The organism is Pauljensenia sp. UMB10120 (assembly GCF_030212035.1).
In the GTDB taxonomy this organism is placed as follows: Bacteria; Actinomycetota; Actinomycetes; order Actinomycetales; family Actinomycetaceae; genus Pauljensenia; species Pauljensenia radingae_A.
The window spans coordinates 1-22,267 of sequence record NZ_JASODH010000010.1; the positions used below are offsets into that span (position 1 = coordinate 1).

The window sequence follows — 22,267 nt, forward strand, 5'->3', positions numbered from 1 at the left end:
CGATCTGGAAGCCTCTCACTGGATTCATCACGGCTCTACCTCCCGATAGGTAACTCCTGACCAGTGCAAACGCCTCGCCCATGTAAGCGGTTAGCAGCAGAACCCTCTTCAGATCGACAGACGGGGAAAGAGGGGAGGACAAGCATGCGGGAACAAGAATTCCCACAATGTGGGAAGACGCTGTATGCGCACGCGCACCCCCACACGAAACCCTTCAGCCCGCAAGAAAGCGCAAGCTTGAGCCATCCCCGCAAAGCACGAGCCCTGTCTCCCCTCGGCAATCACGGGAGCGACGATCACATGAGACCCCGGGCACGTTCCCCCAGGTTCGAACTCGACACACACCCACAGCCCAAAGGACCCGCACTGACCCCACTGGCCAAGCATTCCCACAGGTCACAAGCCCACCCACCCAACCACACGCACCGCCCACAGCCTCACAACGAACCTACCGCCACGCCAAATCGAACCTCGGGGACGAAAAGAAAAAGGGGATGCGCATGAGATATCCGGCCGTGCAGGTATTGTTCGGCCCGCGCCTTTCCCGTGCAGGTATTGTCGCGCCTGCGTCCTTCCCGCGCCAGTCTTGCTCGGCCTGTGTCTATCCCGTGCCGGCCTTTTCCGGCCTGCAACGCGCCGGTCTAACCCGACCTTTATATTTCTCCCGCGCGTGCCTTACTCGTGGTCGTCGGTGAAAAGGATCAGCGCAATGAACACAAGCGGCTCATCACCGGTGTTCTCGATGCCATGTCGATGATGATCAGGCACAACAGTCAGATCGCCGGCCGCGACCTCAAACGTCTCATCATCAACCGCATACGTCCCGCGCCCAGCCAGAATGTAGTAGAACTCGGACTCACCCTGATGGTCATGCACTCCGATCGACTCACCCGGCTGCAGCGTGATCTCGGAGAACATCCGGCCACGCCCAAACATCTCCTCAGGCTTCAAAATGTGAGTCAGGTGCACCGTGCCTGCGCCGTCCCGCATGTGTTCGCGCGCCTCGCGCTGCATATCAGCATTACGTCGAAGAACGAAGGTGTCGTGCGTGGTCATCATGAGCTCCTTTGGCTGATCTCTACGCGGAAAAACGCCTCTCATAGGACGTTATACCGAGCTTACAGCCGCCCGCCCTTCTACGACCAGATATCAGCCAGCGCTGCCCATGAGCACGTACGATATAGACAAGCGAGAGCCACCCTCGTCGCTCATCTCATGACGAATGGACGAGGGTGGCCCAGGCACTGTCGCGTCGGTGCGCGGACAGGCACCCCTTCACGCGCGCAACGCAGCACGGTACGCAATAGCTGCGTCGGTGCGCGACCAGGTAAAACTACTTGCCGGCTCCGTGATAGTTCGGCGCCTCAGTGGTCATTTCCACGTCGTGCGGGTGAGATTCACGCAGGCCGGCGGAGGTGATACGCACGAAACGTCCGTTCTGCTTCAAGTCGTCCAACGTATGAGCACCCAGGTAGAACATGGTTTGGTGCAGGCCACCGATCAGCTGGTAGACGACCGCGGCGAGCGAACCGGTGTACGGCACCTGTCCCTCAATGCCTTCGGGCACAATCTGATCATCAGATGTCACATCGGCCTGGAAGTAGCGGTCCTTCGAGTAGGAACGTTTGCCGCGCGAACTCATTGCTCCAAGAGAGCCCATGCCGCGGTAACGCTTGTACTGCTTACCGTTTGTGAAGACCAGCTCACCGGGCGACTCCTCGCAACCGGCAAGCAGGGAACCGAGCATGACCGTGTCAGCTCCCGCTACCAGCGCCTTACCGATATCGCCTGAGTACTGAAGACCGCCATCGGCAATGAGCGGAACTCCAGCTGGGCGGCAGGCCTGTGCAGCGAGGTGGATCGCGGTGACCTGAGGAACGCCCACGCCTGCCACCACACGGGTAGTGCAGATCGAACCGGGGCCTACGCCCACCTTGACAGCGTCCACACCTGCGTCAATCAGAGCCTGAGCTCCTTCGGTGGTCGCAACGTTTCCGCCGATCACATCCACGCCGTCGAAACGAGAGTCTGACTTGATACGGCGCACCATCTCAAGTTCGAGTTCGGCTCCACCGTTGGCGGTGTCGACAACCAGCACATCAACACCGGCTTCAGCCAGAGCCACGGCGCGATCCCACGCGTCGCCCCAGAAACCAATCGCAGCGCCCACAACCAGCCGGCCACGATCGTCCTTCGTCGCATTCGGGTACTGCTCGGTCTTGACGAAGTCTTTCACCGTGATCAAGCCGGTCAGGTGGCCTTCGTCGTCAACGAGCGGAAGCTTCTCGATTCGATGATCAGCCAGCAGCTGCTTGGCGTCCTCACGCGAGATTCCAACCTTGCCGGTGATGAGGCGCTCACGCGGTGTCATGCAGTCGCGTACTGTCAACGTCGACCACTGATCCATCGGCACAAAACGCAGGTCACGGTTGGTGATAATGCCGACCACAACATTGTCGTCATCCACAACCGGCAGACCGGACACGCGGTAATGGCCGCACTTCTTGTCGAGGTCGTCAATCGTGGCGTCGGGCCCCACTGTCACGGGGTCTTCCACCATGCCCGATTCCGAGCGCTTGACTTGCCGCACTTGCGAGACTTGATCCTCGATCGTCAGGTTGCGATGCAGGATGCCGATGCCGCCTTGCCGAGCCATCGCGATCGCCATGCGCGCTTCGGTGACGGTATCCATCGCGGCCGAGATCAACGGAATATGGAGGGAGATCCTCTTCGTGAGCTGCGCTCGGGTTGTCACAGAGGATGGGACAACATTTGTCAGTTCGGGAAGAAGCAGGACATCGTCGTATGTAAGACCAACGAGTTCGAACGGGTTATGTGCGTTAAAGTCTGCCATATCCAAAGTGTAGGCAAATCGGGACGACGAATCGCCCTCGATGACAATGAAAATGGTCACGGATCAGCGCGGGTGTGTGCGGGTCAGCCGGGGCTGCTCTGTGCACACGTCGCAGCTCCCCGGGATCAGCTCGGGCGTGCGCAGAGCAGGCGCACAGGTACGAGGGTGGCCGGTCGCGCCGCCAGGTCAGCAGCACAGACGAGGGAGCCGTTGCGCGTCTCCACCGCAGAACAATCAGCGATCCAGCGGTGCGAGCAACCCATCCTTGATAGCCGAAGCGAACGTCGGTGTGAGAGGCAGACGCGCAAAAATCAGCATCTGAGCCACGTGATATGCATCCGGCTTCCCGGGCCATGTGCGTATTCCGGGAGCATTGTCCGGTGTCAGCTCGTGATACCAGCGGCCGGGAGCTTCTCGCAGGTATTCATCCACGTACGCCACCCACTGCGCATACAGTTCCTGAAGGCTGCGCGTGGTAATCGTCGGAGCCGACTCATCGCGCAGGTCACCCTCACCTCGTAAATCATTTTCACTGCGCGCACCACCCTTGTCGTTACCAGCATGCGACTTGCCGGCTGGATGCTCGGACAAGAAGGGGGCAATCGCGACAGCAGCGGAAATCGCTTCGCACATCACCCAGTGCATGCGCTCACGCACAACCGGCGTACCCTCGAAATCGGTGGTGTAGACGAAGCCGGGAGCGCCGTCTACGTCCCATCCATCAGCCACGGCGCGCTCAAACAGGCGTACTGCTCCCTCGGTCATCCACGCGATGTCGTCGCCTGGTTCGCCCTCCTGCGCCAGTGCAGCATGCGCCTGGACAAACAGGCGAGCCCACTCTAGGCCGTGACCAGGCGTCACGCCAAAGGGCCGGAAGGGGTGGGCCGGCTCATCACGGTTGTAATCCGGGATAATGCGCCAGTTCGCTGAGAAGTGCTCCGGGATTCGCCACTCGTGCTGGGAAGCCTGGTCGTAGACGAAGCGGATGATTCCGCGTGCGCGGTCAAGCCACTTGCGATCCCCTGTCGCATCCCAAGCAGACAGGAAGCACTCGGTGGTATGCATATTGGCGTTGATGCCGCGGTAGTCCTCTTTTCGAGTGAACGCCAGGTCCCACGATTCGCATACGCGGCCAAATTCCGGTTCCCACCAGTAACGCTCTTCGACCCGCAGCGCCTCATCCAAAAGTTCGTTAGCCTGCGGGATCCCCGCTGCCAGCGCGGAGGTTGCCGCCAAAACGACGAAAGCGTGCGCATAAGCTTCTTTCTTGTCGAGGGCAACTTCGTGTGTGTCAGGCGTGATCGCTGAGTACCAGCCGCCGTGCTCATCATCGTGCAGGGGGCCAAGCAACGACGCAACACCGTGCTCGACAAATTCGCGCGCACTGTCATCACCTTTGAGCGCGGCCATGGCGAACACGTGTATCATCCGGCACGTGATCCACAATTCAATCGGCCGGGTCGGGTCAACAACTCCGTCCGCATCCAGATAGCCGAATCCGCCATCTACGCGGCTCGCGCGTGCAAAGTCGACAATCGCGTCAAATTCTTCATCGAAACCGACCATGAGATCGGTGTTGGACCAGGGCATTTCCATTGCGGTTCTTCTTCGAGTCGGGTGCGGTTGACTATCGGTTATGACGGCGGGCGTTCACCGCCCTCGGCCATAGCTACATGACAGCCTAATACGGTCGGCCGTCGAGCTCATGGCGTGCCGCACAATTCGCGCATCAAAGCCACCGTCTCGTCGACGCATGCGCTCAGTGTGCGCACGCGCTGAATGCGCGCATCAACAATGTGGGGGGCGCGTTCTCCCACCAGCACGATATGCAGATCGTCTATGCGCGTGAGCTGCTCTATTAACTCCTGGGCCCCTGATCCTTTGCCCATGACGATCACGACAGAGCAGCCCAGTTCGCACCGATGCCTCTCAAATTGCCGTACGGCGCTGGCTGCGTCCGACAATCCGGTGAGCAAAATAGAGGTTGGCACGCCTCTCCATTGCACATCCACCCCAACCATATGCGCGGCAATGAAGTTCGCAGGATCAGCCATAATGACCAGACGGTGATGGCACCAGGCGCTCTTCGCGTTCAAAGCGGCGGATCGGGCGGAGTCATGATCGCGTGCTACAGCATCATTCGCGGCGTCGTGCATGTGAGTCTTCCCATCACGGTCACGTGGGCCGCCCTCGTCACTGTGGCAGACTTTGCCAGCATGCGGAGCGAGGGCTCGTAGCACGCGCAGCACGATCGCTGTCAACATCAGTGAGGATGCGCCGCCGGGGGTTTCGCCGGCCGGGTCGTTACGAAGCGTTTCGGTGACTGGTTCGACGAAGTCAGTGTAGGTGTGGATCAGTCCGTGCGTCGCCACTGACGCTTCGACCAGCCGGGCAACCTCCGCGAAATCATCTCGTTGCACGGCATCAAGGAGCTGGTCAGGGGACGAGGGTGGCGCCGCGGGCGCCGCCGCTGCCAGGTCTCGGGCTGAAAGCTCACGCACCGTTGCCGCTGCGTTAGATGGAGCAACTCCTGAGCGGACCAGCTCGACCATTCGGGTCAGCCGCATGATGTCATCTGCAAAATAGCGACGGTGAGCACCTGCGCGTCGGCGTGGGCCCATTCCGTAGCGGCGTTCCCATGTTCGTACCGTCGACGGGGAGATTCCCAGACGTTCGGCAACAGCTGTCACGGTGAGCGGGACGGGGCCTATTTCGGGTGGCTGGCTCGTTGACAGTGGCAGTGTGGGTGTTGCCAGTGGGGCGTGTGAGAAGTCAAATTCGCCACCGTTCTCGATGCTCACGGCCCCTCCTTTTGGTTCTCGAGGCGCTCAGCGCACTTCGCCTCGGCCCTCAGCTCTGATTCTCGCCCCTTCCTCACCTTCCTGCCACCGGAAACTTATTCACTACTTACGCATTTTCTATTCAACGAATGGCTACGAATAGGCGCGGGCCCCTCGGATCGTTCAGCTCTTAGCGTGAACAGCTGGGAATTCGCATGGAATTTTCCAGACGGTCTTGAATAAGAGCTGCACAAAAATATAGTCTTAACTCGTGGCGATAACGGGAACAGCTCAAGATCCGAACACTTCGCTCGGACCCGACGCTATTGCCTTTCATCAAAGCCGCATCAGCGGACTCAGAAACACTCTTCCGTTTCCCCTGAGAACCTATGCGCTAAAAGTCAGTGAGGAGCTCTAATGACCGATGTGTCACGCCTACCAGGCCCAATGATGGACGTGTGGGAATGGCAGTACGACGGTGCGTGCCGAGACATGGACACCGAGATGTTCTTCCATCCCGAAGGTGAGCGTGGTGCTGCCAGGCGGCGTCGCGCAGCAAACGCGAAAGCAGTGTGCGCTACCTGTCCCGTCATCGAGCAGTGCCGACAGCACGCACTTGCTTCTCAGGAACCCTATGGTATTTGGGGTGGCATGACCGAAGAGGAACGTCGCGAGATCGTCCAGCGTAAACGTCGCCGCGTGTCCTGATCAGGTCGCTGGCATGCCGGTCTCTTGGAGGAAATCGGCTGCCTATCTCCTAGATAAGGTCGGTGCCTACCTGAAAGTCCCGCTTAGACACACGCCTTACAGGTCAATCTGATACATGCTTTAAAACAGTGGTGGGGTCCTGCAGCTCAGCTGCAGAACCCCACCACTTACTTGTCAGTTGGCTCAGTGCTCGACAATTGCCAGCACGTCACGAGCAGACAGGATCTGGTATTCCTCACCGTCGTACTTGACCTCGGTGCCACCATAGCGGCTGTAGATAACCGAGTCGCCAACCTTCACGTCCATCGGAACACGGTTGCCGTTGTCGTCAATGCGGCCCGGACCCACGGCGATCACTTCGCCTTCCTGCGGCTTTTCCTTGGCGGTGTCAGGAATAACCAGACCGGAAGCGGTGGTACGTTCCGCTTCGAGCTGACGGATCACGATACGATCCTCGAGCGGCTTAATGGAGATCGACACTTCGTTGACTCCCTTTCTCATTCGAACAGGTTCATGGTCGCCTCCTCACGCCTGCCGTCGCGGGGGCCAGGGTCTGGAGACATTCATTGCTGCGTGAAGCTGGATAGGGATCCGAACTTCACGTATGCATCTATTTTAAAGCTCAGTTGGCACTCTGACAATCCGAGTGCCAAAATACCGTGTCCCATGGCCTAGCGCGTGGCCTGGGGCGCGCAGATCTCAGTGGATTGCCTCCACACCGACCAGCTCTTGCCATCCCTCCTCCCCCTGTTCCCCAGGTTCGAACTCGGCACTGTTTCATCGGCACAACAGGCACACGGCTTAACAAATCCGCTGGTCAGAGACTTGTCACGAAGCAGCGTCCCCCTCGTAGATCACCGAAATCGAACCTCGGGACTTAAGGGGGACGTCGGGCCACAGGGTGTGTCGTTGAGATCGAACCTCGGGATCGGGCGTCGGGGATGAAGAGCTGAGGGTATTCGCGAGTGCGCTACACCCAACCTAATACGGCATAAGTTGGCACGTCAGATCCCAGGAAGACACGTATCTCGTCGCATTTGCCAGTGAAACTTACTCCTCAGCGCGCATTCGCACAGGCAACAACGTCTCGCGCTCCAGCATTGGTGAGCCACGCCAGTGAGGGCGGCACTCGTTCTGCCCTTTATACATGTCAGGATAGGAGCGTGGTTTATTCGGATGCATCGCAAGTTTTCGGCGAGTTGATCAGCGGGGACGGCAAGAAACTCCTCTCCGAGATCACAGGTTTCCTGCCTGAAGGCCTCACCGTGCGCACCGCTCAGCCGCACCTCAACACGCTCAATGCCAAGCTTCGATCCCGAGGATATGCGCCGGATCTGATCGCAGAGGCACTGACTTTGACGAGCCTACGAATCCAGGGCAAAGCGAAATTCGGTGAAACAGCAGCCGATATGTTTTTTACTCGTGACGGGCTCGAACAAGCCACGCGCGGTGTCATTGCCGAACGCCACGCGGCGGCATTTGTACAGGCAGGGGCGCATGCAGTGGCGGACCTTGGGTGCGGGATCGGTTCGGATTCGCGAGCTTTCGCCCAAGCGGGATTAGGAGTTGAAGCCGTCGAACTGGACGCAACGACCGCAGCCGTGGCCACCGCCAATCTCTCGAGTTACCCCACTGCACGCGTGCGGGTTGCTGACGTGACGGCGCTCGATATCGACACACTGCGCGCAGACGGCGTGGATGCTCTCTTCGTTGACCCCTCCAGGAGGACCGGCGCTGCACGCGGTTCGCAACGCATTTACGATCCGGAACAGTGGTCTCCGCCCTTGTCACAGGCGATTTCCTGGGCCAAGACAATCGGTCGTGTCGCCATCAAAGTTGCTCCGGGAATCGAGCATGCCACGCTGCCGCCAACCTGGCATGCGCAGTGGACCAGCGTCGACGGGGAACTGGTCGAAGCACTGCTCTACTCCCCCGCGATGGGGCTGCCAGCGGGCCGCTCCGCTTGTGTCATGCGGAGCGCTGCTTCCGGCACAGTGTTTTCGACGCTGATTGACGAGGGAGCCCGCGGAAACTGCGCTGCACGCGTTGCGCAGGCACCTGTCGGTGTCCTTGGCTCGATGCTCACTGAGCCCGATCCTGCAGTGATCCGGTCCGGAGGAATCGCCACGTTGGCCGAGCAATTCGGTGCACACCTCATTTCCGGTTCGATTGCTTACCTCACCGCAGACTCGCTACCCGCTGCCGAATGGTGGACACGGTTTGAGGTGTGCTCGGTGGTTCCTCTGCGCATGAAAGCCATCAAGAAGGCGCTTCGCGAATTCGACCCCAGCTCGGTTGAAATCAAGAAGCGCGGTGCTTCAATCGATACCGGAGCAATGCAGCGCGCTTTAGCCTCGGCGCTTTCTTCCGACTCGGATGGCGGTGAGATGACCGTTTTCGCAACACGGCTTGGCGACACTCACCGTGCAATCCTCACCCGTCGACTCGATCATGCAGGAAACCGTACTTCTCATTAGGTTCTGACCGCGTCATTCCTCTAGGCTCTGACCGCGTCATTGCTCACCTGACGCCTGGGGCGTCCACCTCGTTTCACTGTCTCGTATAGCCGAGACCGTTGCTCCACAGCGGCCCATACTTTGCCGATTACATGGTCGGGGTGGAAGAGATCCGACCAGGTCACACGCACGACGATCCACCCTCGTTTTTCTAGGATGTGCTGGCGCCGCATTTGCTGAGCATAGGAATCTGATACTTCAAAGCGGTTGTCTCCGTACTTGGCATAGCCGTCGAACTCAATGGCGACTTTGGCTTTTTCGAGTGCCACGTCAATGTAGAAGCATCCGCCGAGTCGATCGGCAGGTGAGCGCACTTGGGTGGTCAGACCCGTACAGCCGCCAGATTTCAACACCCACATAAGGGCCGCTTCACCAGTTGATTCGCATCCGGCATCACTATGCCTGCATATCCACTCGGCCCAGCGTCTGCAGCGAAACCCTTTCGGAAGCTGTCGAATCGCTCGTAGCCACGTCTCACGCACACGGCCTTCCTGCTTGCGCGAACGGTGCTCGACGCTCCGCTTGAACCCCGACGTCCGATTCAGCGCACCGCACATCATCGCGAATGCGCACGGCAGAGGCGCCGTGAGAGCTGCCGTCAGGGCTGTTGCGTTCACCGATGTGCATCGCAAAATCACGCACCGAGGCGAGCGACGGTGGCCACTTGGCAGCGCACGCCCCATCTGAAGGTCCAGCTGACGCGGTCTTTCGCTCATGAAGGACCGCGAAGAGTGTCGTCGGATCCGCGCCATTTTCACATGGACCGTCTGCCGCTGCGAACCTTCGCGTGCCAGCGACGCTGTCACCGATTCGCCACTGCGCTGCTCCCACCAGTAGATCACCCCACCCTGGGTCCTGCACGATTCCAATCGAATCGTTCGCATGGTCGGAACAGCTTTTCCAGGTCGTGTGGGCACCAGCAGATGGACATCGCCGCTGAGTTCATATGTATACAAGCCGTGCACCAATGCAGCCGATTCTCCAATCACGACTGCATCTCGGTAGGTCATGGCAGCTGCAATGATCCGCGACAGCTCAATGATTCGCCGTATTTTCCACGGCTCTGCAATGCCATCGAAAACGGCGGTCGACAGGTAAATTCCGCGCACGATCTGAATCAGTAAGCGCCCAGTTTCTGCCGCTACCTGCTTCGGGCGCTGCCGTCTCGACGTCTTGACCATGTACCGTGCAACCCACCGCAGCGTTGGTGGACCGTGGCCGCCGTTGACTGACTCCATCGAGCCCTTCCTTTCACATTCGCGCATTCTGAGACCGCCGCGTTGCCCGCTCCCCCCTCGTCGATTGAGCCAGTATGCGAGAGAACGGGCACGGATGTTCAGCGGTCGCAAGCATCTGTGGAATCCGGCCATCGACGAGGCAGACCTGTGGACAAGCGGGCGCACTGCCGTCTTTCAACTGCCACTCCTGCCCTACTGACCTCTTCACTTCATCCCCGAGGTTCGAATTCGAAGCAGTTATTCACGCATTCTCAGGTATTTCCGGACGAAACCGCAGGTCACAGCTATCCGCCCTTTTCGTTCACCTCGAAAATCCCGTCGAATTCGAACCTCGGGGATGGGGAGGAAGGTGGCGCAAGAAGAAACAAGCGTAGTATCAACGGATCGAGGAATCGCCGAACGCTAGCAACCCCTGCCTGAATGCAGTTGCTGCAACCGCGCCAAGCAGCCAGCTGCTCAACATCGACCCCACCCACGCGCCCGATCGCGATTGACGAAATTCGCCGAGTTGTCGTGCGCGCAGCCTTTCAGACTGGGACAATGATCCAGTTACTAATTCGCATGAGCGCGAGCACAACAGCCGGTGCGCACGGACATCCCTTCAACTAAAACCAGCCGCACCAGCCACCACCCGCCCACGCGTTTCATCCACCGAAAGGCCGAGAACATGCACCTCACGTTCTCCTCGTCCGAACGATCCACCATTGGCGTTGAATGGGAACTCCAGCTCATTGACAAGGATTCCAACGATCTGCGCCAGGCTGCCAACGCCATTCTGGACGCACCCGAAGCTCAGGTCGACGGCAAACTTCACCCCCACATTCAACGCGAGATGCTGCTCAACACCATCGAGATCACATCCGGAGCCCGGCACACGGTCGGTGAATGCATGCGCGACATCACCGAGACGATCGAGCTTCTCCGACCGGTCACGGACCGCCTGCGCATCGAGCTCGGCAGCGCCGGAACCCACCCGTTCGCCTCTCCAGCCTTCCAGCGCGTCACTGACTCAGAGCGCTACGCAGAGCTGGTTGAACGCACACAGTACTGGGGTCGTCAGATGCTCCTGTACGGCATCCACGTCCACGTCGGCGTCGAGTCGCGAGACAAAGTGCTCCCGCTTCAATCAGCCCTCGCCTCGCGCCTGGGACATATGCAGTCACTCGCAGCATCCTCGCCCTTCTGGTCAGGACGCGACACCGGGTACGCCTCGAACCGCGCGATGGTTTTCCAGCAACTTCCCACAGCCGGCATCCCTCAACAGTTCGAACAGTGGGACCAGCTGGAAAAGTACGCCGCAGACATGATTCGCACCGGCATCATCGATGGTTTTGATGAGGTGCGCTGGGACGTTCGCCCCTCCCCCAAGCTCGGCACCGTGGAGAACCGCGTCTTCGATGCCGCCACCAACGCGACGGAGGTCGCAGCCCTTGCAGCACTGACACACTGCCTGGTCGAATGGTATTCACGCAAACTCGACGCCGGGGAGCAGATCGAGCCTATGCCGGAGTGGTTTGTCGCTGAGAACAAGTGGCGTTCAGCGCGTTACGGGATGGAAGCGATCCTCATTTTGGATGCGCATGGCAACGAAGAATTGGTCACCGACACGGTCGTTCGTATGCTGAACGATCTGGAGCCTGTGGCGAAAGACCTCAAATGCGCTGACGAGTTGGCAAGTATTGAGAAGATCCTCAAACTCGGAGCGTCCTACCAGCGTCAACGCATCGTCGCTGAGAATGCACGGCACAACTCTCGCGAAGCGGTCACCGAGCTGCTGCTCGCCGAGATGCGTGCCGGCCGCCCGCTTAACCCGCTCGAGTTCCTCAACACCCGCTCCAAGGGTGCTCCGAGCACGGACCGAGACTCCAAGAAGTAGTGTTTTTCGCCTCTCGGCGTGCTGCTGTCAGCATTGCCGAGGGCGACCTTCTGCCTCGCATCACCGGTTAGGTGAACAACATTCGTACTCGGAGACCACTGCCATGTCGGCGTTTGTCGGCGCCATCCACGTCTGAGTCAACGGCATCGCAGAATCCGGTGAAAAGTCCCAGTCCGATGGCGCCGCACCACCGGCAACGAGACGAGCTCCCAGTGCCGCGATCTGCGCCCCGTTGTCAGTGCAAAAACGCATGGGAGGCATACGCACAGTTAGCCCTGCGCCCTCGGCGCGCTCCTGGATCAGCTGGCGAAGCCGCGAGTTGGCTGAGAAACCTCCGCCGATCACAATGGTGTCGCACCCCGTATCGAGGCATGCCCTCACCGTTTTGGCGGTCAGCGAGTCATTGACCGCTTCGGAAAAGCCGGCACAGATATCTTCTGCCCGAAGCTCAGCGCCGCGAGCCTTCTCTCCCTCGACGTATCGGGCGACTGCGGTCTTCAACCCTGAGAAACTGAAGTCGTAGCGGTAACGGTCCTTGTCTTTAACGGCGTGGAGGCCTCGTGGGAAACGAATGGCGTCGCGGTCTCCTTGCTGAGACAGGCGATCCACGTGCGGCCCTCCAGGGTAGGGCAGCCCGAGCAGACGGCCAACCTTGTCAAAAGCCTCACCTGCAGCGTCGTCCAGTGTGCCTCCGAGTTCACGCACGCCATCGACCCAGTTCTCGACGAGCAGGATGTTGGAGTGTCCGCCCGAGACAACAAGACCGATAAAGCGCTCCGGAAGGGGACCTTCAGCCAGCCCGTCTACCGCCATATGCCCGATGACATGGTTGACTCCGTACAGTGGCTTATCGAGTGCCAATGCCAGCGATTTTGCCGCGCAGATTCCCACTGTCAGAGATCCAACCAGTCCTGGACCTGCACTGACGGCAATGGCATCTACATCGGATAGCGAGGCGCCTCCCTCGTGCAATGCACTGTCGAGGGTCGGAATGAAAGATTCCAGGTGTGCGCGTGACGCAATTTCGGGGATGATTCCGCCGTACCGAGCGTATTCGTCCATCGATGTGGCGGTGCGGTCGATCAGCAGCTCAGTTCCGCGTACCAGTGCCACACCGGTTTCGTCGCATGTCGATTCGATTCCAAGAATGAGGGGTTCAGATTCGCCAGTCACAGACGCGATTGTAGTCCCTGCGCGCCCTGATGACGATTTTGCACACCTCAACAGCGACGAGGGTGGCCGACGAAGCTCTATTTGTCGGTGATGAAAGTGTCAATGAGCAGCCTCGTATCCGCGTATCGGTCCTCATCCGTGGCTGACCCGTAGACGAAAAGAAGATACTCGTCGGAACTATCTGCTCGATAGGCGGTAACGATGTTGAACAGGTCCGGGATTGAGCCGGTTTTGACTCCGTACACATGCGGATCGTACTGCGGCTTGTCGGGGTCCAGGAAGTAGTTCGTGTTTTTCCATTGATACTCGCCCGTGGAGGTCTGAACTGACGCTGTGGGCATTGCGACAATATCGCGGAACCACTGTTTGGTCATGAGTGCGGTCACCACGCGCGAAACGTCCCGCACAGTCGATCGGTCAACGGTGTTCAGACCTGAGGGCTCGGAGATGTGCGTATCGTTGTAGCCGTGGTCCGCTAGGAATTGCGCCAGCCCCTCGACGTAGGCAGCGAGGGCGTCCTGTGGCGCAGCCTTTTCATTATTGAGCAGGTCGCGGCCGGTTCCCACGGCTATTGCATATGCCGCGTCATTGCCTGAGGGCAGCAGCAACCCCGTGAGCAGTTCGCGCAACGTGTACTCGCCCGGCACGATTCCAGCGAGTGAGGAGTTGTCGGGCGGCATCAAAAGTGTTTCCTCATCGACACTGAGAACATCGTCGAGGGAGAGCCTACTCACGGCGTATTCAACGGTGAAGAGCTTCTGAGTACTGGCAGCACTGACGGCGCGATCAATCTGTTCGGCCGCGATCAGGTCGCCGGTTTGGGCATCCATCACCTGCCAGCTCGCAGCAGTTGTAGCCACTGCAGGGTGGTCGAACGGGTCGTGCGCGATGGGCATGTTTTCAGCCGATTGCGACTGGTTGGCTGTCACGTCGACTGCTCGCGCCGGCTCGACGTTATCATCACTGGCCGACTGGCTCGCGGCTGCTGGCGTGTTTTCCACCTGTGCACGCAGCGCACTGATGGTGGGACTGTCCCATGCCAACGCTACCGCGACAAGGATGCTGGCCAGCAGGCAAATTCCCACGCGTGTCGTCACCGTTGCGATGGTTGCACCTGCCGAATGGGAAGTGTGTGCCGGGAAGCGTTTGTGATCCGCGTACGCACTGTCACTGCCGGTCGAATCGCTTTCTTTAGGTGAGACAGGCCGAAGGGGAAATGGACCAGGCCGTTCACAGGTCGGGTCATCCCAAGGTTGCGGCGGATAGGAGGCCGGCATCTCGGAGTCTGTGCTACCTCGGAGTTGCTCACCTCCCTCGGCACTGTCCGCGCTTGTTGTGCTGGTAATGCTGGAAGAACCGTCAGGGTCGGCAGCGCTGGTCGTACCGGCGGCGGTCTTCGGATCGGTGCGAAGTGCAAGCGGATCAGGTAAAGGGCGCCGCGCTTTCCTGCCGATGCGTGTGTGTTGGCGCCCGCCCGCTGATAGGAATATCGGCATCGCCAACACCTCCGTTCGCATGCGTCACCGGCACTGCCAATGCGTCGATTGTATTATGCGTGTTCCCTGCGGCCGCGACACCACCCGGTGACGAACCGCATCCACCCGCGCCTCAAGCCCCAGACACAAGCCCCGAGCCCTGCCCCAGTCCAAGTCCTAGGGCCCCAAGCCCAATTACACGTCCCCCTGTTCTAGAGCCAGTCCAGTAAAAATGCCAGCGTTCGTACCCATCCCGACCCAGTCGCATCTCACCCCAGTCCCGACCCAGTCCCGTCTCAGTCCCGTCTCAGTCCCGTCCCAGTCCCGTCCCAGTCCCCCAGGTTCGAATTCGGCATCGACGAGGGCGACTCGACGAGGCTGATCACGATAAAAGCGCAGGTCACAAGCTTCCTGCTTCGATCACACCGATTCAAACCGCGCCGAATTCGAACCTCGGGGTACGGGAGGGTGCGGCACTGACGCAGCAGGGTTGGGTTCGGCAGCATGGTTGGACCCAGCAGCATAGTTGGGTCCGAGGTCACGCAGGCTTTGCGCGCACAGAAGGGAAAGCACAGACAGCAGCGTCAGCGTAGGTGACAGGGTCGAGGGCGGCAGCATGAAGGGCGGGAGCCAAGTTTTCACTTGGCTCCCGCCCCCAACTGCAAGACTCTGGCACCTGTCGGGGCTACTGCCCCATGGGTGACAGGTCCTCGAAGTTTACAACCCTTTGAACAGTGCCTTTCCGAGCTGACGGTTCAGCGTGGAGATCACATCCAACGGGATCTGCTTCGGGCAGACAGCCGCGCACTCGCCGATGTTGGTGCAAGCGCCAAAGCCTTCAGCGTCCATCTGGTTAAGCATCGCGTTGACGCGCTTGAGGTTCTCCGGCTTACCTTGCGGCAGCAGGTTCAAGTGCGTGACCTTCGCGGAGGTGAACAACATGGCCGATGCATTCGGGCATGCAGCCACACACGCACCGCAGCCAATGCAGGCAGCAGCTTCGAACGCCTTGTCTGCATCCTGCTTCGGGATCGGCGTGGCGTGCGCATCCGGCGCAGCACCCGTGTTGACGGAAATGTAGCCGCCAGCCTGGATGATGCGGTCGAAAGCAGAACGGTTCACGACCAGGTCGCGAATAACCGGGAAACCGTTGGCACGCCACGGCTCGATGGTGATGGTGTCGCCATCGTTGAAGTGACGCATGTGCAGCTGACATGTGGTCGTCACCTCGGGTCCGTGAGCGATGCCGTTGATGACCAGGCCGCACTGACCGCAGATGCCTTCACGGCAGTCCGAGTCAAATGCAATCGGTTCTTCCCCGCGTTCGAAGAGTTCTTCGTTGAGAATGTCGAGCATTTCGAGGAATGAGGATTCCTCGGATACTCCGCGGACTTCGTACTCGTGCATGGCACCGGGGTCCTCGGGCCCGTTTTGGCGCCAGATTCTTAATGTCAGGTTCACTTGTAGCTCCGCTGTTTCAGCTCGATGTTGTTGTAGATCAGATCTTCCTTGTGCAGGATTGGGGGCTGCCCCTCACCGGTCCACTCCCAAGCGGCGACGTACAGGAACTTGTCGTCGTGACGAAGTGCCTCGCCCTCGGGTGTCTGGGACTCTGCGCGGAAGTGGCCGCCACACGATTCCTCGCGGTGCAACGCATCCACGCACATGAGCTCGCCCAGCTCCATGAAGTCAGCGACGCGACCGGCGCGCTCCAGGGACTGGTTGAGTTCTCCGACTGACCGTCCGGGCACACGCACGTTTGCCCAGAAGTCCTGGCGCAACTTACGGATCATATCGATCGCCTTGCGCAGGCCTTTCTCGGTACGCTCCATGCCGCAGTATTCCCACATGATATGGCCAAGTTCCTTGTGGAAGGAGTCCACCGAGCGGTTGCCTCCCACTGCCATCAGGCGATCGATCTTGTCCTGTGCTTCCTTCATCGCTGCCACAACATCCGGGCTCGACTTGTCAAGCTTCGGCAAACCGAAAGCGTGCGCCAGGTAGTCGTTGATGGTGTTAGGCAGAACGAAGTAGCCGTCTGACAGGCCCTGCATCAGTGCCGATGCACCCAGTCGGTTGGCACCGTGGTCGGAGAAGTTAGCTTCACCTGCCACGTACAGGCCATCGAGGTTCGACTCGAGGTCGTAGTCAACCCACAGGCCGCCCATGGTGTAGTGGACTGCAGGGTAAATACGCATCGGAACGTCGTACGGGTTGTCACCGGTGATGCGCTCGTACATGTCGAACAGGTTGCCGTACTTGGCGCTGACGGCCTCGCGTCCCATGCGCTCGATGGCTTCTGAGAAGTCCAGGTACACGCCACGGGCCACGCCTTGAATCTCAGGTCCGACACCGCGACCTTCGTCGCACATGTTCTTCGCCTGGCGCGACGCAATATCGCGGGGAACGAGGTTACCGAACGAGGGGTAGATGCGTTCGAGGTAGTAGTCGCGATCTTCCTCCGGAATCTCGCGAGGGTCCTTCTTGCAGTCTTCCTTCTTCTTCGGCACCCAGATGCGACCGTCGTTACGTAGCGATTCACTCATCAGGGTCAGCTTGGATTGCTGATCGCCATGCTGAGGAATACAGGTCGGGTGGATCTGCGTGAAGCACGGGTTCGCGAAGTATGCGCCCTTACGGTGTGCACGCCAGATGGCGGTTGCATTGCAGCCCATTGCGTTGGTTGACAGGAAGAACACGTTGCCGTATCCGCCGGTCGCCAACACGACTGCGTCAGCTACGTACGGTTCCAGCTCGCCGGTGGACATATCGCGAGCGACGATGCCGCGAGCCTTGCCGTCAGAGACGATCAGTTCGACCATTTCATGACGTGAGTGCTCGATGACGGTTCCTGCCGCAACCTGACGCTCCAGCGCTTGGTAGGCACCGATCAGCAGCTGCTGACCTGTCTGGCCACGTGCGTAGAACGTACGGGAAACCTGCACACCACCGAAGGAGCGGTTGTCCAGAAGACCGCCGTACTCGCGTGCGAACGGCACGCCCTGCGCGACGCACTGGTCAATGATGTTGGCGCTGACTTCTGCCAGTCGATACACGTTTGTTTCACGGGCGCGGTAGTCACCACCCTTGACCGTGTCGTAGAAGAGCCGGTAAACCGAGTCGTTGTCGTTGCGGTAGTTCTTTGCCGCGTTGATGCCGCCTTGAGCAGCGATGGAGTGTGCTCGACGGGCGGAATCCTGATAGAAGAACACGTCGACGTGGTAGCCCATTTCGCCCAGCGACGCGGCAGCGGCGCCGCCGGCCAGACCGGTTCCCACAATGATGACGTGAAGTTTGCGTCGGTTCGCAGGGTTGACGAGGGCTGCAGAGAACTTTCGCTGCTCCCAGCATTGTGACAACGGCACGTCCAGAGGCGCTTTCGTGTCGGCAATGGCGTCGCCCTCGCGATACAAGCCTGCTATTAATGTCTCACTCATTTTGTATCTGTGCCTTACCTACTAGGAGATCATGCCAACCGCGATGGCAACCGGAGGAGCCATGAACATGACAAAGATGAGGCCGCCAATGAGCCCTGACAGAATCACCATGGCTTTGCGGGTATTTGAACGAACCCAGCCCAGAGTCTGGAATGCGGACCAGAAACCGTGGCACACGTGAAGGCAGGCGACGCCTACGAACACGAGGTAAACCAGCACCATCAAAGGATTCTGGAAGGTGGCAACCATTCGCTCATATGGAGTGTTCTCGATGGCAAAACCGGTGCGCACCACACCCATCGTGAAGTGAAGGAGGTGGAAGACGATCCCGATCAGCAGGATGACTGCCGTTACGCGCATGGTGCGTGCCGCATACGCCACTGCCGCGTCTTTCTTGACGACGTAGCGTGTGGGGCGTGCTCGGCGTGAACGCAGCCAGACCTGAGCGGCGGATACAACGTGAATGACCAGGAAAAGGATCATTGCAGCGCGGAATACCCAGATAAATCCGCCGTAAGGGAAGATTGGAACGAACGCTTCACCCTTCAGCCAGTGGGCGTAGTGATCGTACGCCTCTTGACCGAGGAACATTTTCAGGTTGCCGTACGAGTGGAACAGCAAGAATATTACGAAGACCAGACCGGAGACCGCCATCAGTTGTTTCATGAACACTGACGTGGTCCACGCATGTCGCTTCTTCGTCACAACAGTTTTCGTGGCCATGGCTTTAGCCTATCGACCTGACACGGCCATCACGCCCAAACCGCCGCCCGTTTTTCCGCCCTTCCTACCTTGAGGAGGACGTTTTTGGCTTATTTTCGCGCCTGCGTCGGCTCGCGCTACCGGCCGTTTCCGCGTTGTCACCACAGCAGCGACCGTGTGGCGCCCACTGCGAACCACGCAATTAGGCAACCCATAACTTTCAAATATGACGGAAGTCCCGGTTAGCGGCGAGTGCGCGCATCGTGATGGCATCTTCGAGCGGGTGATGGAAGTAGCGAGGGACTCGTCCCATTGCATCGAACCCTGCAATCTCATAAAGGCGCTGGGCAGCGACGTTCGACGAACGTACTTCCAGGAAAATTCGTTCAGCACCAGCCGACCAGGCGCCCTCCATGAGCCGATTGAGCAGTTCGCGCCCAATCCCTCGGCCGCGCCACGCGCGGGTCACACCGATCGTCATGATGTCGGCGTCAGGACCAATCCGCACTCCGCCGTATCCCACGGGTTCCGCCGCAGACTTCTCAGATCCGCCAGCCTGAGCGAGCAGGTACAACCGTCCGGGTGCACGCAGTTCCTGTTCGATCATGGTGCTGGTCCACGGGTCTTCGGCAAAAATGTCGCGTTCGAGGGTTTCCATGATGGCAGCGTCGCCCTCGCCCATGGGTCGAAAATTGACGAGGGGGACCTGCTCACTGGTGTCGTGCGCGGGCGCGCTGTCAGGCGAATTGGCCATTTACATGCGTTCGGGACGCTGTCCGTGAATGTCGGGGCGGCGCAGGTACAGGGGCTGCGTGTCCAGTGTGTCCTCTAGGCCGCGTTCGAGGCGGGAGCGGACAATTCGGCTGGCCACGGACACATCGAAGGGAGTCACAGGCACTATCTGGACGGCTGAAAGAGCTTCCTCAGCGAAAGACGGAAGTGTTCCGGTGGTCACCAGCATGGAGGCGCTGGCCTGCAGTTCGTTCGCCAACGTCCGCACTGGCCCCACCGTCGGCTCGGTGATGGTGGCTACATCGTCGGGACCTTGAGCTTCGTACTGTGCCCAGTACATTTCATGACGGCGAGCATCCGTCGCCACGATCACACGCTGATCTGGTGGCAAAAGGTCCAGGCCGGCTCGGGCAATCATGTCCAGGGAGCACACACCGTACAGAGGGATGCCGGCTGCGCGCGCAATGGTGCGTGCACTGACCAAGCCGGCTCGCAAACCTGTGAAGGGTGCCGGACCGGTTCCCACGATAACGGCATCGATATCATCCGAGTTTAAAGGCCCTTCGACACCTGCTTCGGCTAGCACCTGGTGGATGAGTGGCGCAATGGATTCGGCATGGTGGCGAGCAGAGTCATTGGAGGCATACAGCGTTGGTTCACCCTCGCGGACAAGCGCGATGGTGGTAGCGCCGGAGGTGTCAATACAAAGGTCAGTCACGGTGGGATCCTACTTCTTCGTGTAAGTCAGTGGTGGGCGCATCCAGTCCTGCGAGCGCCCGAGCCTTTTCATCCAGGTCATCGAGTACGCCAGCCCAGCGGGTTCCATGCAAAATGAAGGTCAGCGTGCGTTCGCCACTGTCAATATCTTCCAGGTCGATCACATCGTGATGCGTCTGGCCATCGGCGTGAGCATCTGCCTCATCAGCCTGACGGCCGGCATGAATATGTGCCTCATCAGCCTGACAGCCGCAGTGAGCATCTGTTTGACGGCCTAAGTGAGCATCTGTGCCCTCATCGTCACCGCCGGCAGCGGTTCCTTCGGCGCGTTCGATCACGATTTCCAGCCGATCATCCGACAACTGCTCGGTCTTGCCTTCGCCCCACTCGATAACCGTGACCGTGTCTTGCGTAGTGGAGTCCAAGTCTACGGTTTCCAGATCATCCAGGTCGGTGATGCGGTAGGCATCAGCATGGACGAGGGCGAGCCCGCCCTCGTCCAACGGCGGGTGGATACGGCTGACGGTAAATGTCGGAGACGTGACGTGGCCACGCACATTCAGTCCCTGCCCAATCCCCTGCGTCAGCGTGGTTTTTCCCGCACCCAATGGGCCGTTGAGCATGATGACGTCGCCTGCGCGCAGTGTGCTGGCCAACGCTTTGCCAATGGCTCGCGTATGGTCGGCGCTGGTGACGTGAATTGTCGATTCCTGAACCTGAGTCATCTCCACGATCTTTCGTTATGGGCGTGCAGTGGCCGGGATATACACGCGGGGTACACGCGGCCCGATACGCGTCACGATTTCATAGTTGATGGTGTCTGCAACCTGAGCCCACTCGTCGGCAAGTGGAACGTCCGGCGTGTCGGGATCATCCGGGTTTCCAAACAGAATGACTCGACTGCCAACCGGTGCGGGTGGCTCATGGTATTGGCCAAGATCGGGTCCTTGTTCGCCAGGCTGGGCGTTTTCAGCGTCGCTCACCGGTCCAAGGTCGATCATGAACTGGTCCATGCAGATCCGGCCGACCGCGTGGGTACGGATGGTGCCCGTCGGGGTAATCACGCTGACTGGCCCCGCATTCGAAGCCGCGCGAGGTACTCCATCGCCGTAGCCGATCGGCACTAAACCGAGCCATCGTGGCCCAGGTGTTGTCCATGTACCTCCATAGGAGACGGCCTGATCCCCCTCGACAATCTTGATCATCTCGAGGTTTGCTTCCAGGCGCATGGCAGGCCTGAAGTGGAGGTCGCGAGCGGTGCGCTGAGCGGGGTTGGGGCTCAGACCATACAGGCCGATACCGTCGCGCACCATGTCGAAGCATGCGCGCTCATGCCACAGGATCGCGGAGGTAGCACCGACGTGGCGGATACGTGGGTGGATCCCGGCGTCGGCCAGAATCTCCAGGCCGGCGTCGAAGCGGTCCAGCTGAGTGGCAGTGGCGCTCAGTCCTTCCGGGGAGTCTTCATCGGCGCGAGCCAGATGTGTCCAGGCTGCAACGACATCAACCGTCTGGTCCTGGACACTCATCGCCAATGCTGACGCCAGGGCCGGCAGTGTTGACAGGGTGGCTCCGGCTCGGGACATTCCGGTGTCGATCTTGACGTGGACGCGCGCAGTCTTGCCGGCCTCCCGGGCACTGGCTGCCAGGCGGGCGAGTGTGGACACTACCGACACGGACACGTCAATGTCATCATCTATCGCGCCGCGCCACGTGGTGTCGCTGGGGCCGAGCCACGTCAGAATATGGACGTCGTCGCGCGAGTATCCTGCCCGGTCGAGGACGGCTCGCACGCGCCGCGCCTCTGCCAGCTGGGCTGCGCCAAACCAGGTGAATCCAACGCGGGCTGCTGCCAATGTGACCTGAGCGAGCCCGTGCCCGTAGGCATCTGCCTTCACGATCGCCATGTGTTGACACGTGGGACCATCCTGGCGCAAAACGGCAGCGTTATGCTCGATGGCACCCAGGTCGATGACAGCGCGGGAGGGGTACTCTTCCACTGCGATGGAGTCACATTCACCGACTGATTCGTTCAACAACACGCCTTTAGTATTGCACT

18 protein-coding genes are annotated in these 22,267 nt (G+C 59.8%); 3 read left to right on the forward strand and 15 right to left on the reverse strand.

Annotated elements, in window-relative coordinates; genetic code table 11:
• Positions 1-675 precede the first annotated feature (675 nt).
• From QP093_RS09020 to QP093_RS09035, 4 genes are all read right to left on the reverse strand, one after another.
• Positions 676-1,056 (reverse strand): cupin domain-containing protein, encoded by a 381-nt coding sequence (locus QP093_RS09020; RefSeq protein ID WP_058237118.1) that lies wholly within the window; start codon positions 1,054-1,056, stop codon positions 676-678.
• A 277-nt stretch (positions 1,057-1,333) separates the two neighbouring features.
• Positions 1,334-2,854, reverse strand: coding sequence for an IMP dehydrogenase (guaB, locus tag QP093_RS09025; RefSeq protein ID WP_285016188.1), 1,521 nt, complete (start codon positions 2,852-2,854; stop codon positions 1,334-1,336).
• A 234-nt stretch (positions 2,855-3,088) separates the two neighbouring features.
• A complete protein-coding gene (locus QP093_RS09030) occupies positions 3,089-4,450 on the reverse strand; it encodes an AGE family epimerase/isomerase (protein ID WP_285016190.1) in 1,362 nt (453 codons plus the stop codon).
• Between the two features lie 107 nt (positions 4,451-4,557).
• On the reverse strand, positions 4,558-5,655 hold the full coding sequence (locus QP093_RS09035; RefSeq protein ID WP_285016192.1) for a MerR family transcriptional regulator: 1,098 nt from the start codon (positions 5,653-5,655) through the stop codon (positions 4,558-4,560).
• Between the two features lie 396 nt (positions 5,656-6,051).
• On the opposite strand from QP093_RS09035, the gene QP093_RS09040 reads away from it, so the two are divergent.
• The gene (locus tag QP093_RS09040; protein WP_058237120.1) at positions 6,052-6,342 is read left to right on the forward strand and encodes a WhiB family transcriptional regulator; all 291 of its coding nucleotides are present in this window, start codon (positions 6,052-6,054) and stop codon (positions 6,340-6,342) included.
• A gap of 183 nt (positions 6,343-6,525) precedes the next feature.
• On the opposite strand, the gene groES is transcribed toward QP093_RS09040, so the two are convergent.
• Complete coding sequence (gene groES, locus QP093_RS09045; protein WP_058237849.1) at positions 6,526-6,822, reverse strand: co-chaperone GroES; 297 nt, start codon at positions 6,820-6,822, stop codon at positions 6,526-6,528.
• 683 nt (positions 6,823-7,505) lie between these two features.
• Here groES and QP093_RS09050 point away from each other — a divergent pair.
• A complete protein-coding gene (locus tag QP093_RS09050) occupies positions 7,506-8,819 on the forward strand; it encodes a class I SAM-dependent methyltransferase (protein ID WP_285016195.1) in 1,314 nt (437 codons plus the stop codon).
• Between the two features lie 20 nt (positions 8,820-8,839).
• On the opposite strand, the gene QP093_RS09055 is transcribed toward QP093_RS09050, so the two are convergent.
• Positions 8,840-10,096, reverse strand: a complete 1,257-nt coding sequence (locus QP093_RS09055) for an endonuclease domain-containing protein (RefSeq protein WP_285016197.1) — start codon at positions 10,094-10,096, stop codon at positions 8,840-8,842.
• A gap of 667 nt (positions 10,097-10,763) precedes the next feature.
• Here QP093_RS09055 and QP093_RS09060 point away from each other — a divergent pair.
• The gene (locus QP093_RS09060; protein ID WP_070726989.1) at positions 10,764-11,972 is read left to right on the forward strand and encodes a glutamate--cysteine ligase; all 1,209 of its coding nucleotides are present in this window, start codon (positions 10,764-10,766) and stop codon (positions 11,970-11,972) included.
• A gap of 60 nt (positions 11,973-12,032) precedes the next feature.
• Here the strand turns inward: QP093_RS09060 and tsaD are convergent, their stop codons facing one another.
• The 9 genes from tsaD to alr form a co-directional block, all read right to left on the reverse strand.
• Entirely contained in the window at positions 12,033-13,145 is a 1,113-nt protein-coding gene (tsaD, locus tag QP093_RS09065) for a tRNA (adenosine(37)-N6)-threonylcarbamoyltransferase complex transferase subunit TsaD (RefSeq protein WP_227469331.1), read from the reverse strand.
• Positions 13,146-13,222: 77 nt separating this feature from the next.
• On the reverse strand, positions 13,223-14,641 hold the full coding sequence (locus tag QP093_RS09070) for a D-alanyl-D-alanine carboxypeptidase family protein (protein ID WP_285016199.1): 1,419 nt from the start codon (positions 14,639-14,641) through the stop codon (positions 13,223-13,225).
• Positions 14,642-15,337: 696 nt separating this feature from the next.
• Positions 15,338-16,081 (reverse strand): succinate dehydrogenase/fumarate reductase iron-sulfur subunit, encoded by a 744-nt coding sequence (locus tag QP093_RS09075; RefSeq protein WP_058237125.1) that lies wholly within the window; start codon positions 16,079-16,081, stop codon positions 15,338-15,340.
• Positions 16,078-18,057, reverse strand: coding sequence for a fumarate reductase/succinate dehydrogenase flavoprotein subunit (locus QP093_RS09080; protein WP_285016200.1), 1,980 nt, complete (start codon positions 18,055-18,057; stop codon positions 16,078-16,080). Before QP093_RS09080 ends, QP093_RS09075 begins: the two co-directional genes overlap by 4 nt.
• Positions 18,058-18,078: 21 nt before the next feature.
• Positions 18,079-18,780 (reverse strand): succinate dehydrogenase cytochrome b subunit, encoded by a 702-nt coding sequence (locus tag QP093_RS09085; protein WP_070726949.1) that lies wholly within the window; start codon positions 18,778-18,780, stop codon positions 18,079-18,081.
• 199 nt (positions 18,781-18,979) lie between these two features.
• Positions 18,980-19,513 (reverse strand): ribosomal protein S18-alanine N-acetyltransferase, encoded by a 534-nt coding sequence (gene rimI, locus QP093_RS09090; RefSeq protein WP_285016201.1) that lies wholly within the window; start codon positions 19,511-19,513, stop codon positions 18,980-18,982.
• A complete protein-coding gene (gene tsaB, locus QP093_RS09095; protein WP_285016202.1) occupies positions 19,514-20,209 on the reverse strand; it encodes a tRNA (adenosine(37)-N6)-threonylcarbamoyltransferase complex dimerization subunit type 1 TsaB in 696 nt (231 codons plus the stop codon). It lies immediately after the preceding gene.
• A complete protein-coding gene (gene tsaE / locus QP093_RS09100) occupies positions 20,202-20,933 on the reverse strand; it encodes a tRNA (adenosine(37)-N6)-threonylcarbamoyltransferase complex ATPase subunit type 1 TsaE (RefSeq protein ID WP_285016203.1) in 732 nt (243 codons plus the stop codon). The genes tsaB and tsaE overlap by 8 nt, the downstream gene beginning before the upstream one ends.
• Positions 20,934-20,948: 15 nt before the next feature.
• The gene (gene alr, locus QP093_RS09105) at positions 20,949-22,250 is read right to left on the reverse strand and encodes an alanine racemase (protein WP_257590297.1); all 1,302 of its coding nucleotides are present in this window, start codon (positions 22,248-22,250) and stop codon (positions 20,949-20,951) included.
• Positions 22,251-22,267 lie beyond the last annotated feature (17 nt).